We start from the raw sequence: 13,405 nt of genomic DNA, 5'->3' as shown, positions 1-13,405 counted from the left end.
TATGTCAGCAAACCTGAAGCGAGGTTTGCTGGCATCGCTTGCGATCGTCATGTTCGCAGGCTGTGGCAGCGAATCAAGCTATACCGTTACCCCAGAAAACACCACCAATCCATTTGGTTTTGACTTCCAAACGGGCTCTCTCCCTCAACCGAAAGAGCCTGCAGATAACCCTGCAACGGAAGAGAAGTTTCAGCTAGGGAGACACCTCTTTTATGACACCAAGCTGTCTGGCAATCAGACCATGTCATGTGAGTCGTGCCACCAGCAGGCATTGGCGTTTTCTGACGGATTAGCCGTACCCACAGGTTCAACGGGAGAGGTGTTGCACCGCAACTCTCAAACCTTGACCAACATTGGCTACAACGCCTCTTACACGTGGGCAAACCCTATCTTGAAAGAGATTGAGCAACAGTTGGTGATCCCGCTGTTTGGTGAGTTCCCCGTTGAGATAGGAATCAACGACTCAAATCGAGAGGCAATCTTAGAGCGTTTTCGCACTGATGTGGATTACCTCAACCGCTTTAATGCCGCCTTTCCTGATGACCAAGACGCGGTGACATTTCCAAATATCATCAAGGCGTTGGCCGTGTTTAACCGAGCGTTGATCTCCAAAGACTCAGACTTTGATAAGGGCACCATGAGCAGCTCAGCCCTGCGCGGACAAGATCTGTTTAACAGTGAAAAGATGGAGTGTTTCCACTGTCACAATGGCTTTAACTTCAGCGATTCAACCCTACACAGTGACTCGGTATTCGTGTCGCGCCCTTTTTTCAATACAGGTTTGTACAACCTAGATGATGAAGGTAGCTACCCGATTGAAGACAACGGCCTATTTACCGTGACTCAAAACCCACAAGACAAAGGAAAGTTCCGCCCGCCAACACTCAGAAACGTCGAGTTTACCGCCCCTTACATGCACGATGGCAGCATCGCGACCCTAGCGGAAGTTCTAGATTTCTATGCCAACGGTGGCCGCAACATTACTTCAGGAGAGTATCAAGGCGATGGTAGGACCAACCCTAACAAGAGTGAGTTCGTCAAAGGCTTTTCCCTAAGCCAACAAGAGAAGCAGGACATGCTGGCCTTCCTCAATGCGCTGAGTGACGAGGTGTTTATCTCTAACCCACGTTACTCCAACCCATTTGTACAAGGAGCTGCGCAATGATCTTTTCTAAAAACACTCTTAATAGAGCAATCACAGCATCGCTGGGAATGCTGATGTTCACCGCTTCCGTTAGTGCTAAAACTGGCACTGTCGATAACATGAACCTAAGTGAGGTAAATGTACAAACCAATGTGTTTGCCCAATTCGGCTACTACCAAACTGACCGAGATTCGGCTTACACCATTCCCGGTGTGCTTACCGACACCAGTGCATTCCACTACGAAGAAGGCTTGCAGTTTATGCACGGTGAACTGGGGTTTCTGGCTAGCCTAGACCAAGTGCTCGCGACTAAGCTAGTCATCGGCAGCCATCACGGTGAAGCCGTTGAGTTGGAAGAGTTATGGCTGCAGCCCTATCTACATCAGGATTGGACGCTGCGCCTTGGCCGTCAGCTGAGCGAGATTGGCTTGTACAACAGCACCCATGAACATGACTGGCGCTTCTTAGATGCATCGTTAACTCAGCAGGCTTTTCTGGGGAATCAATACTCCAATGACGCAGTTCAAGCGACCTACGCACAAAACCAGTATGACATTACTCTGTGGGTTGGGCGTGGTGATGGTTTCCCGGCGCAGTACGATACAGATTCCGCGTCACCCGCTGCATTCGGGCTGCATACACAGTGGCATCATTTGCGCAGTGACTATCAACTCAACCTAGTCGCAAGTCTTGCCTACTTTAAAGCCCACCAGCGACAGGCGGACGCTTCTGATAACCACGGTCATGCTCATCCAACGGACATCAATATTATGTTTGATGGTGACACGACACTGGCATCTTTCGGCGGCAATCTTCAGTGGGGAGCATTGAACTGGCAACTTGAGTGGATGGGACAACGCCTTGAATCGACTCTCGCCGATTCTCAACAGATCCGCTCAGAACTCGATGCCTTTCAACACGGTATCACTACTCAACTCAGCTGGCAGTTTGAAGACATTGAAGTAGCCGCCCGTTACGACTGGCTAACCACCGATAATGACGTCACCCAAACCAGCAGCGAATTCGAACAAGCACTCGATGCAAATGGCCACAACCCGCAACGCGTCAGTGCTATTGCCAACTGGCAAATTGCACCATTCCAGCAGGTGCGATTTCAAACCAACTACGAATCCATTACTCAACAAAACCAACTGGCCTTTTGGCTGGTGTATCAGGGCAACTTGACTTGGTAACCGATTATTAAAAACAAGAGAGACTATTATGAAAAAACAGCTCAACACTTTGATTCTATTTATCGCGACGCTTTTTAGCATCAATGTCGCGGCTCATGAATACACCGCAGATAGTATTCAAATTGATCACCCTTGGAGTCGTGAAGCTCCGCCTAATGCCACTGTAATTGCAGGCTTTTTCCAGCTCAAGAACCTAGCGACAAAGGATGACTTTTTAATCAGCGCCTCAACCCCTATCGCAAGTCGCGTAGAGATTCACACTCATGAGATGTCGGACGGCATGATGAAGATGATGAAAATCGACAACGTGCGTATTGGCAGCATGAAGACAGTGATGTTCAAGCCGGGCGGCTACCACTTGATGATCTTCAACCCAAACAAGTCTTATAAAAAAGGCGAACGCTTCCCAATGACGCTGCAATTTAAGAATGCAGGCAAAGTAGAAGTCGAGCTCGCGGTTGAAGAAAACGCGCACGTGCACCATCACCATTGATTACTGGTCACTAGTAACCAGCTAAAAACAAGCCCCCTTGTGTTTCTTACACCAAGGGGGCTTTTTTGTATTTCAACAGACTAAAAGAATCAGCGCTGCATGATGAGAGTCACCTGCCCGCCGTGAACAGTATTCGACAACAGGGTTTTGCCGTTCAAATGTGCGGTAAGCTCGTAGATCAGCAGCATCCCGATCCCAAAGCCATCTTGCGGTTTGATACTATCAATATCGCCATTATTAAATGCTTGGATGATCGGCTGTGGAAAGCCACGTCCGTCATCGCTGATCTTCACGACATCGAAATGTGGGTAGTTGGTGTAAACAATCTTGATGTTCTCGCGCGTGTAACGGCACGCATTACTGAGGATGTTGAAGAGCAATATCTTGAGCACTTTACGATCGGTGGTGATCGTTTGATCGCAGTTAACCAGCTCCAACCCTTTTTTGTTGCTCAGTGCCGAGAAAGTCTTATGCACTATCGCTTCAAAGTTCGCCTCTTCTCTAGCTAATGGCACCTGCTTGTTTAAGATCTTTAGCAAGTGGAGACTGTTCTCACACAACATGTTCAGGCTTCTCACCTGCTCATCGAGCTTGGTTAACAGGAATGCATCGCTGTTGTGGCTCTCGACCAACATGTCACTGGTGAGCTGAATCGATGAGAGTGGCGTTCGAATATCATGAGGCAGTGCCGCAAAGATCATCTTTTGACGCACCATCAAACTCTCTATCGCTTCCGCCATTTGATGTTGATTGGCAATCAGTGTTTTCACGGCTTCAGGGCCCGTTTCATCGACACGGGCCTTAAAGTCGCCCCGCGCATAGTGTGCAGATAAATGATGAAGCGATTTAAAGCCATTGGTCCAAGTGCGCAGCGACAAGATTAAGATGATCAGCGTACACACAAGCTGCAGGACATCTTCCAAAATCTCCACCAGCTTGATATGACGAATCGCAGGATCGTTATTGTAAGCCTCGCTGTTAAACGTACCTAAAATCTCTTTATCACCGCGTTTCTTCGCCAGTGTGTACTCACCCTCATCGACCCTTTGCATCTCCTCCGTCGAGACATCGCATTGGAATAACCAAACTGGAGCCTCTTCTTCAGGCTTGCTGGGAACGAGCGGCTCAAGAAAACCGTTCAACACCATCTCTAAGCGGCGAAAGTTCAGGTCTTGCTGCAGTTGTTCTTTGTACGGAGCCAGTAACACCAATGACAGCATGGTGCTTATCAAGTAGCCCAAGATCAACGAACTGATGATCTGACCGATAAAGGTTTTCATCGAACCACTACCTGATAGTTAAGGTAGAAACCGCGGCTGCGTTTATTTTTAATCAGCTCCATATCTGGCAGGTAGGCGCTGAGCTTTTTACGCAGGGTCGACACTCGCATGTAAATAGAGCGGTCTTCAATGTGATAAGGAAAGCCATGAATATGCTGGAAAAGCTCATGTACTGGCATGGGCTCATCGGCTTTCGCCAACAACTCAAGGAGCTCAAATTCGGAGGGAATCAATGGAACCGTAATGTGCTTAAACTGCAGGGTTGAGTTTCTAGGGCACAACCTAAATATCAACTCTTCTTCAACCCGAGAGTGAATACTTGGTTTCTGCTCTAGGAGCTTTCGGATACGCTCGCGAAGTGCATTGGTGCGGACTGGCTTGGTGATGTAATCATTCGCCCCAATTGTGAGCGCATTGGTTTCAGTGATCTCATTGTCGTTGGCGGTCATGATGATCACTGGAATGGTCGAGCCTTGTTGGCGCAGGCTCTCGAGAACACTTAACCCGGAAGTGTGTGGGAGTTGGATATCAAGCAATACCAATTTAGGCGCTTGATCCATAATTATCTCAGCGGCACCTTCACCACTGCTTAAACAGTCAACCGAATATCCCTCTACATTTTTCAAAAAGTAACACAGCATCTCCCTAAGCTGCAGATCATCTTCCACTATTAAAACGTCAGACATTGAATATTCTCTACTTAAATTAGTATTAATAACCAACCTAGCCAGTAAAGCTAAAATCTCACAAAAGCAAAGCTTTAACTCTCTTACATTATAAACGTTTTTCGTCACGGCAACGTTTGCGTTGCTCTAATGGGGGCAGTTTAAGGCCAAGAGGTGATTTACTCTTTAAGATAATGTAAGCCCCTCTATAAAAGAAGGGCTTAATAATTGATTTACAAGAGAACTCTTGTCGTCAAAATCGGCGTTCTAACACCGAGATTGATTAACCTTGTTTTTTCGCTAGCTCAACGGCTGCTGCAAGGTCTGGCAATGTCGTTAGTTCTGGTACACGTTGTACAAGAATGATCTTATTGTTTTGATCCGTCACCACAATGCTGCGCGTCAGTAGGCCAAGCTCTTTAATCAGCGCGCCAGTCTTCTCACCAAATGCATGCTCTACCGAGTCTGACAGGTACTCAACACCCGTTAGCTCATGCTCAGAAATAAAACGCTGCTGTGCGAATGGCGTATCTGCACTGATCGCGTAAAACTCGATATCTTTCAGTGACGCTTTATTCTCATTCACAAACTGAGAAAGCTCTGCCGCTTGCTGAACACATACAGGTGTATCAACTGACGTCAGTAAGCTGTAGATCTTCACTTTGCCGTTGGTTGCGCTGGTATCGAACGGCTTAAGGTTTGATGTCATTAGCTGAACAGAAGGCATGTAGTCGCCCACTTTTACACCTTCACCTGCTAGATGAAACTTGTTGGTTTTCTCTAGCGTCACGATCTCGCCTGAACCTAGTTTAGCGTGCTGCTCTGTCACTACAAACTGCGCCGAAGCTGCAGTCGAGAACAGAGCAGAAAGTGCCATAACTAACAGTGACTTTTTCATGTTAAGCACCTACTACTTCAAGAACCGCTTGGTAGTTAGGCTCTTCTGTGATTTCAGAAACTAATTCGCTGTGCATCACTTTACCTTCTTCATCAACCACAACCACTGCGCGAGTTGCTAGGCCTTTTAGTGCGCCTTCATTCAGGTTCACACCGTAGTCTTCAGTGAATGTTGGAGAGCGGAAGAAAGAAAGGTTTTGTACTGAATCGATAGACTCAGATGTGCAGAAACGGCCCGTTGCAAATGGCAGATCTGCCGAGATGTTCAATACCGCAACGCCTTCAACGCTTGCTAGCTTTTGGTGAAATTCACGTACGCTTGCCGCACATACTGGCGTGTCGATGCTTGGGAAGATATTCAGTACCAACTTCTGGCCTTTCATCGACTCAAGAGTGATGTCTGCAAGCTCTGCTGAGCATAGTGTGAAGTTTGGTGCTGCTTGGCCTGCCTGTGGGAATGAACCAGAAACAGATACCGCTTCTCCTTGAAAAGTAATTGACATGATTTACCTTCGAAATATTTATTATTAAATGAGATAGATAAGATTGAGCGACTTATCCATCTCTATTCTATGGCGCTTATTGGCTATAAAAAGTAAGGGCGACTAAGCCTAGGTAAGTCGCGATATACACCGGAGCGACATAGAAAAAGATTAGAGTTCCATCTTCATCGGCTATGCGCTCTTTTATGGCTTTGACACCCGCTTGTGGAAGCAAGGTGTTCACCAATCCCCAAAAAACTGAGGTGAACGCGCTAGTTACTGCTTTTTTCATCGAACATACCTGCAAATAGCGCAGAGCTTAGGTAACGTTCACCCGAACTTGGAAGCACCGTAACAATGTTCTTGCCGCGGTATTCGTGCATATCGGCAATGCGATTCGCCGCGACAACCGCTGCGCCAGAAGAGATCCCCGCAAGAATGCCCTCCTCTTTCATGAGTCGATTAGCCATATCGATAGCTTCTTGAGAGGTGACACGTTCTACGTGGTCGATAAGGATGAGGTCCAAATTACCGGGAATGAACCCAGCACCAATACCTTGGATTTTATGAGGCGCAGGTTGAATCTCTTCCCCTGCTAATGATTGAGAAATAACCGGAGATTCCGCAGGCTCAACCGCCACCGACAACACCGACTTTTTCTGATAGTTCTTGAGGTAACGGCTCACGCCTGTGATGGTGCCACCCGTGCCTACGCCCGCGACAAACACATCAATTTGGCCTTGAGTGGCATCCCAGATCTCTGGCCCTGTGGTCTTTACATGAATCTCTGGGTTGGCAGGATTATCAAACTGCTGAAGGAGCAGGTATTTGTTTGGGTTGGCATCGACGATCTGCTGTGCTTTCTCTATCGCGCCTTTCATTCCTTTCGCTGCCTCGGTCAAAACCAAGTTTGCGCCCAAGGCTTTCAATAGCTTGCGACGCTCTAAGCTCATCGATTCTGGCATGGTCAGAGTGAGCTTATAGCCACGCGCCGCAGCAACGTAAGCCAGAGCAATACCCGTGTTACCGCTAGTCGGCTCAACCAACTCAATCCCCGGCACTAGCTTGCCCAGCTTCTCCGCCTGCCAAATCATGTTGGCGCCAATACGGCACTTAACACTAAAGCTTGGATTACGTGATTCAATCTTGGCCAGCACACGTCCTTTGCTAACGCGGTTCAAGCGCACCAATGGAGTTTGACCGATGGTGTAGGAGTTATCTTCTGCGATGTTGTTTCTCATAACGACTGCTCTTATTAATAATTAGAGCAACAGAAAATACGTCTCGCAGATGATGAAGATAACTAACGGCAGTTAAGGCACTGTAAGTGGCCCTTTAGACATGAAAAGAGTTAATCAGATGGCGGCTGCCAATAGACAATCTCACGGGTTCGCCCTTGCGGATCTTTGTCTTCATTCTCTGGAAAGGAGCTCAGTTGATCAGAATGCAAAGCACACAGCATTAAAGCGAACGCGTCGATGAGATCATCAGGCGCGACTTTCGATTTCTTGGTGGTTGCTACTTGGTGCTTGAGCTTATCGATATGTTGAGGTAGATATCGCGCTAACAAATCGAGCCTTTGCTGTTGGCCTTCAATGCTCTTTTTCGAATGCTCTAAAGGCGCACCATTCAAAGTAGCGAACATCACCTCTGGGTGAGATTCTCGCAGATAGAGTTCAGGGTAAAGATTGAGTAACGCATCCACCTCACGCACTTTTGGCAGAATGTACCAAGCCTGTTTAGAAAGCTTACGCCCACACAACTCGAAGTTAATCTCGCAAGCTTGAGGGTAACTTTCAGCATAAGCCGCTTCACGACAAGGCACAGGGAACACCGAAGCTCCGCGAGTTCTCGTTAAGTATTTTCGAGCTGCTTTGTCGCACAACCTATCGGGCGTTTCGGAATCACTAAAGCCGATTGGGATATCAATCAGAGTATGAGCATCACGCAACCGTTCTGCTATTTCAGAGAGCTCCGCCACCACTTCAAGTTGCACCTCATCTTGCTGACAACTCCAAACCACCCACCCCGCTTTGCAGGCATCTATGCCGATGTGTTTCATGACTATCTACCTAACTCCATTCATTGATAAGTAAGCGACTTTTAACGCCACGAACCTGCAGTCCCATCGCATCAAATACCTCTTCAAAGTCACGGCATTGCGGTGGAATGTTCGGCAAGGAGAGGGCTGCCTCAGAAAAGAATCGCTGCTTGGATAGGTCAGAGTGATCCCATGCCAATTGCCACCAATCCAAGATCCTCTGCTTTGATTTATGTAGCTTCTCCGCTGTAGGCACTTTGTCACTTTTTTTGAGGTTTTCGTTGGTTGTGGTTGGCAACAAATTCCATTTGTCATTGTTCGGCCAATAGGTAAATGGCAGGCAGTGATCAACGTGATAGTCTTGCTTAAGCACAGTTCCACTCCACACGCTTACAATCTCAGTGTGTTCTTTGCGAAGTTGTTCTACGCGCTTTCTGACATCTCGCGTATCGTGGTTGTGGTCAATCCACACCAAGCAGTCATGATAGGTTTGCAGTGAAATGTTGCGTTCACGGTTTGTCTCGAAGCGCTGCATTTCCATCACCCACTGGTTAACGACTAATGGCTCAATCCAAGAGTGATAGATTCGAAAACACTCCCACAAACTCTCATCCAAAGTGAAGTAACCAAAGCTGGCTAAGAAGTCGCTGTCTATCACCAAAGAACTGAGTGACTTTCGACGCTGTGCTGGAGGCAGTATCTCGAACAGTTTGTTGTCTTTGGCTCCCTGATAGATAAAAGTGACAGGCCCAGCTTTGATGGTACTTATGGTATGTGAGAACAGTTTCTGTAGCGCTTTCGCTTCTTCTCCTAAAAACATCGCACCAATCGCAAGATCGTCGGCACTCAAATGCTTGAGCTGATTCCAACCATCTTCTTTGACAAAACCGAGCCCCTTGGTGGTATTGCTGTTCTGCTGAATACCAGAACCTTCAATGTCGATATCAATCAACCTTTTAAACTGTCTTACCCAGTACAGAGCTACCAGTCCTACTGGAAGCAGTATTTTTCCGTCACTTCTATCGATGACCGCTCCTGAGTGAGCATCAGCAATACGTAATAGTGTTCGCAACAAGGCCAGTTTGTAAGTCGCTGACTTGTTGTCGTTAACGATGATATGGCGCACTTTGTTGAGATCACCGGAACCATCATCAGGCAAGGTCATAACAACGGTCTGCCACCAAACCTCACTTCGATTGAGTTGGTCTTTACTCTCGTCAATATGTCGGACTTGTAAGGCACTATTTTTTGCCAGCTGTTCGAGCTCTTCAACAGAAACCGGATAGCCTTGACGTTGGTCGTCGAACTCACCATGTCGAAGACTGATAATCAAGCGGCCATTAGGTGCAAGTAGATTAGAGAGTTTGCGAAAGGCTCGCTCACGATAGCTGCTTGGAAGATGCATCCAAACTGCACTCACCAAGATAAGATCAAAACGCATCCCGAGATTTTCAGTTCGACTCAATGCAGGAAGTGCATCATTAATCCAAGTAACCTCTACCCCGGTGTATTCTGCTCCTAACTCGCGAAGAGCATTACTCGGTTCGATAGCTATCACCTCACAACCTTGTTGTTGCATCCAACGAGCATCACGCCCGCTACCAGCGCCAACATCAAGCACTTTATCGCCCACTAGAGGCCAATAAAGCTTCCAACTGTGGTGTACAGATTCAAACGATACCGAGTTGTACTGATGACTTAAGGTAAGCGCATTGTGATGATAGTAATCGATAGTAGAAGACATACTAGGTCGGTTGTTGTGAGTTCTAACTCAATGATAAGTCGATGATTAATAGATTTCTATCTAGAGATGCTGTTGTTACTGTTTTTTCCTCAGCATGATCGTTTTCTTTGATCCCAATATCACTCTAGCCAGTGAACACGTGTGTGCTGATATCCTAGATTCTTGACTGCGGTTTTATATACATCTCTCACTCTTGATGTCTGCCGCTCTCAAAATGTTGCAACTTGGTTAAATAGAACTGAAGCTCTAATCTTCTTCAACGGTTTGAATACTGCCAATGTGCAGTGGAAAGGAGTCGGCTGTGCTTACTGTTCTTCGTCTTATTTTGGCTACGGTGTTTGTGGTTGCCACAACACTGAGTGCACTTGTTTTCTGTCTGTTTAGCCCTAAAAACCCAAAGCATGTGTATTTCTTTTGTCGCTGGTTCAATCAACTGCAAAAGATCCTTGGCCTTACAATTATTCAGCGCGGGTTAGAGAACGCGCCAACACCGAAAAACAGCGTGTACATTTCGAATCACCAGAGTGTATTTGATTTCGTTACCGATCCGGGAATGCTAAGGCCGCGCACCGTATCACTGGGTAAACGCGATTTACTGTGGATTCCATTCTTTGGCGTTTTGTATTGGATCACGGGTAACATTTTGATCAATCGTGAAGACAAATCCAAAGCCAGAGATACGATTAAGCAAGTAGCTGAGGCTATTCACCAAAGAGACCTTTCGGTATGGGTTTACCCAGAAGGTACTCGTAGTAAAGGCCGTGGACTCTTGCCTTTTAAAACGGGGGCATTCCGTATGGCGATTGAGGCAGGTGTGCCTATTACCCCAATGTGTACCAGTACCACTCACAACAAGATTGATTTGAATCGCGCCAACAACGGCATTGTGATCACTGAAATGCTCGAACCTATCGATGTGTCGGATTACGAACTGGGTGATGCCAGAGCCCTTGCTGATCACTGCCACGCTTTAATGGCGGAAAAAATCGCTCAGCTTGATGCAGAAGTCGCGCGCTTAGAGGCTGAAGCCAGTCCAAAGCTCGATACACGTAAAAGTTCGACCCAATAAGCAGAGTCATATCTCGCGACAATTGGGCTGAGTGAAGGCTCAATTACATTTTATCGCTCGCGGCCTCGCAACTTTCGTCGCTGTTATTTTCTTTGCCCGTCACGATTAGCACAATTGAGGTTGGCTTTAATAGGAGCGACGAATGCAGGTTATTCATCACGGTGGTAAACATACAGTTACGGGCTCTTGCCATGAGCTTAGAGTGGAAGACCAAGCAATACTGATTGATTGTGGTCTGTTTCAAGGTGCAGATACTCGCCCATTAGAAGTTGAGTTTGAGACTCAGCACCTAAACGCTTTGTTGCTGACCCATAGCCATATTGATCATATTGGTCGCATTCCATGGCTGCTGGCGACTGGCTTTAATCAGCCAATCATCTGTACCAAAGCAACGGCTGCCATTGCCCCGCTAATGATTGAAGATGGGTTGAAACTGCAAGGCTTTAGCCACCGCCAACGAAAGCAAATCCTCAAAAGAATTCACTCACTAATACAGCCTCAAGCCTACCATCAGTGGTTTCCAATTCCGCGAGCACCTCACCTCAACAAGCAAAAGGATCATGGTAGGCCAAATACTCTTTATGCTCGTTTTCAACCCGCGGGGCACATACTTGGTTCGGCTTATATTGAGGTTAAATTACCGAATGAAGAGGTCGTGGTGTTTTCTGGAGACCTTGGCCCAAGTAACACTCCCCTATTGCCCGATCCAATTTCACCTGAACGAGTTGACTATCTGTTTATTGAATCGACCTATGGTGCGAGCAATCATTCCAATATCGCTGAGCGTGCAGAAACCCTAAACCGCATTATTGACCACTCATTGGAAGATGGTGGCGCAATCCTTATTCCCGCCTTTAGCGTTGGAAGAACTCAAGAGCTACTGTTTGATATTGAACAGATGATCGAGCAGCGCTCTCTGAGTCACCAACTGCCCATCATTCTTGACTCGCCAATGGCACACAAGATCACCCGCTCCTATCGTCAATTTAAAGAACTATGGGGAGAGGAAGCGAAACAGAGATTAGCAGCACACCGCAATCCATTGGCGTTCGAGCAGTGCATTACGATTGATGATCACCGAGCCCACAAGAAACTGGTCAACAGACTTAAATCAACAGCAGAGCCTGCGATAGTGATTGCTGCTTCGGGAATGTGTCAGGGCGGGCGAATCATGAACTATCTATCAGCTTTACTACCCGACAAGAGAACTGATGTGATTTTAGCGGGCTATCAAGCCCATGGAACATTAGGTCGTGCTTTGCAGCAAGGAGAAATGTCTGTAGAGGTCGACCAAGCTCATATCCCCGTGAACGCACAAATTCATACGATGTCTGGTTATTCCGCTCACGCAGGACAAAACGATCTCATGCGCTTTATCGAGGGTATCACTCCCCCACCAAAATCGATCCATTTGATTCATGGTGAACCAAAAGCTCAATCCACCTTTGCCAAATTACTTGAAGGACGTGGGTATAGTGTTTCTAGAGAATAAGGGGAAGAATAACCTTCCCCAAAGATTAAATATCTGAATAGAGATAACTCAGAGCATGGTCAGAATAACTTAGAAAATGGTAAGCAGTTCAACGCCAGATCCCATCGCAATGCCCTTCATTTGATAACCAGAATCTCGAATATTAATGTCGTGGTGTTCTCCGGTCACATCTAAGCTAACGAAACAAGTTTGGTAGGTAGCTCTTAGCTGGTCTTCAGTGAAGTTGTTAAAGAGGCTAAATGGAACATAGTACAAACCTCCCTCAACCACGTTCTTAGATAAATCATCATTTTCCCAGTGCGAGAAGTGTTCATTATTGCCGAAGCGATCCGTACACGTTAACCCTGGAATCACAAAGCGATAAGTAGTGTTGGCTTGCTCTACCCAACTGAACTGTACACCACTGCCATCGTAAAGAGTGGTGAGCGGAATCTCAGCGGGTTCACCATCAAAACTCGTCGAAGCAATTACCTCACCATCACGTTTCCAACTTACCTCATAACTTGAAGCATTAGCTGGCATATCATACGAGTAGAGAAAGCCGTACATATTAGTCAAAACAACCGGTGTACCATCGACCAACACTTCAATTTCATCGAGATCATCGACTGACATCAGACGCGTTGCGTCTTTCTCATAGGTAAGTGCAAAAACGATAGTTGAGCCAGTGACAGTACTATTGGAAAAAGTCGCTTGAGCACGCAACTGTCGTGGGTCATAGTTGGTGCTTGATACTCCTCCAGGGTCAGGAAGGCCACTCAAATTGCCAGTACCAGAGCCACCGCTACTGCTGCTACCGCCTCCGCCGCCACCACAACCTACTAGTAGTAGACTCCCCAAAACAACGCCGCCTAGTGTTTTCATAAATCCTCCATAAACATATAAAAACGCTAGATATTTTTTAT

At 46.8% G+C, this 13,405-nt stretch carries 14 protein-coding genes; 5 read left to right on the top strand and 9 right to left on the bottom strand.

Annotated elements, in window-relative coordinates; translation table 11 throughout:
* Position 1: 1 nt before the first annotated feature.
* The 3 genes from VFDL14_RS11160 to VFDL14_RS11170 are packed head-to-tail and all read left to right on the top strand — an operon-like array spanning position 2 to position 2,830.
* Positions 2–1,165: a methanobactin export MATE transporter MbnM gene (locus VFDL14_RS11160; RefSeq protein ID WP_032551355.1), complete on the top strand. Its 1,164-nt coding sequence runs from the start codon at positions 2–4 to the stop codon at positions 1,163–1,165.
* Positions 1,162–2,337, top strand: a complete 1,176-nt coding sequence (locus tag VFDL14_RS11165) for a hypothetical protein (protein WP_235201707.1) — start codon at positions 1,162–1,164, stop codon at positions 2,335–2,337. The genes VFDL14_RS11160 and VFDL14_RS11165 overlap by 4 nt, the downstream gene beginning before the upstream one ends.
* A gap of 28 nt (positions 2,338–2,365) precedes the next feature.
* Positions 2,366–2,830 carry a copper chaperone PCu(A)C gene (locus VFDL14_RS11170; RefSeq protein ID WP_084181867.1) on the top strand — a complete coding sequence of 155 codons (465 nt, stop codon included), beginning with the start codon at positions 2,366–2,368 and terminating at the stop codon, positions 2,828–2,830.
* An 89-nt stretch (positions 2,831–2,919) separates the two neighbouring features.
* Here VFDL14_RS11170 and VFDL14_RS11175 read toward each other — a convergent pair whose 3' ends face one another.
* The 8 genes from VFDL14_RS11175 to VFDL14_RS11210 form a co-directional block, all read right to left on the bottom strand.
* Entirely contained in the window at positions 2,920–4,110 is a 1,191-nt protein-coding gene (locus VFDL14_RS11175; protein ID WP_032551353.1) for a sensor histidine kinase, read from the bottom strand.
* Positions 4,107–4,796 carry a response regulator transcription factor gene (locus VFDL14_RS11180; protein ID WP_032551352.1) on the bottom strand — a complete coding sequence of 230 codons (690 nt, stop codon included), beginning with the start codon at positions 4,794–4,796 and terminating at the stop codon, positions 4,107–4,109. Before VFDL14_RS11180 ends, VFDL14_RS11175 begins: the two co-directional genes overlap by 4 nt.
* Before the next feature lie 262 nt (positions 4,797–5,058).
* Complete coding sequence (locus VFDL14_RS11185) at positions 5,059–5,673, bottom strand: peroxiredoxin (protein WP_032551351.1); 615 nt, start codon at positions 5,671–5,673, stop codon at positions 5,059–5,061.
* Position 5,674: 1 nt separating this feature from the next.
* Complete coding sequence (gene tpx / locus VFDL14_RS11190; RefSeq protein WP_032551350.1) at positions 5,675–6,175, bottom strand: thiol peroxidase; 501 nt, start codon at positions 6,173–6,175, stop codon at positions 5,675–5,677.
* A 76-nt stretch (positions 6,176–6,251) separates the two neighbouring features.
* Positions 6,252–6,446 (bottom strand): hypothetical protein, encoded by a 195-nt coding sequence (locus VFDL14_RS11195; RefSeq protein WP_032551349.1) that lies wholly within the window; start codon positions 6,444–6,446, stop codon positions 6,252–6,254.
* On the bottom strand, positions 6,427–7,395 hold the full coding sequence (gene cysK / locus VFDL14_RS11200; RefSeq protein WP_032551348.1) for a cysteine synthase A: 969 nt from the start codon (positions 7,393–7,395) through the stop codon (positions 6,427–6,429). Before cysK ends, VFDL14_RS11195 begins: the two co-directional genes overlap by 20 nt.
* Before the next feature lie 110 nt (positions 7,396–7,505).
* On the bottom strand, positions 7,506–8,216 hold the full coding sequence (locus tag VFDL14_RS11205) for a DUF429 domain-containing protein (protein WP_032551347.1): 711 nt from the start codon (positions 8,214–8,216) through the stop codon (positions 7,506–7,508).
* A 10-nt stretch (positions 8,217–8,226) separates the two neighbouring features.
* Positions 8,227–9,939, bottom strand: a complete 1,713-nt coding sequence (locus VFDL14_RS11210) for a class I SAM-dependent methyltransferase (RefSeq protein ID WP_032551346.1) — start codon at positions 9,937–9,939, stop codon at positions 8,227–8,229.
* Positions 9,940–10,240: 301 nt separating this feature from the next.
* Here VFDL14_RS11210 and VFDL14_RS11215 point away from each other — a divergent pair, with 301 nt between their 5' ends.
* Positions 10,241–11,008 (top strand): 1-acylglycerol-3-phosphate O-acyltransferase, encoded by a 768-nt coding sequence (locus tag VFDL14_RS11215; protein WP_032551345.1) that lies wholly within the window; start codon positions 10,241–10,243, stop codon positions 11,006–11,008.
* A gap of 142 nt (positions 11,009–11,150) precedes the next feature.
* Entirely contained in the window at positions 11,151–12,500 is a 1,350-nt protein-coding gene (locus tag VFDL14_RS11220; protein ID WP_032551344.1) for an MBL fold metallo-hydrolase RNA specificity domain-containing protein, read from the top strand.
* Between the two features lie 69 nt (positions 12,501–12,569).
* On the opposite strand, the gene VFDL14_RS11225 is transcribed toward VFDL14_RS11220, so the two are convergent.
* The gene (locus VFDL14_RS11225; protein ID WP_032551343.1) at positions 12,570–13,364 is read right to left on the bottom strand and encodes a hypothetical protein; all 795 of its coding nucleotides are present in this window, start codon (positions 13,362–13,364) and stop codon (positions 12,570–12,572) included.
* Positions 13,365–13,405 lie beyond the last annotated feature (41 nt).

Source organism: Vibrio fortis, assembly GCF_000695685.1.
Taxonomy (GTDB): domain Bacteria; phylum Pseudomonadota; class Gammaproteobacteria; order Enterobacterales; family Vibrionaceae; genus Vibrio; species Vibrio fortis_A.
This window is presented reverse-complemented; position numbering and strand designations above follow the sequence as displayed.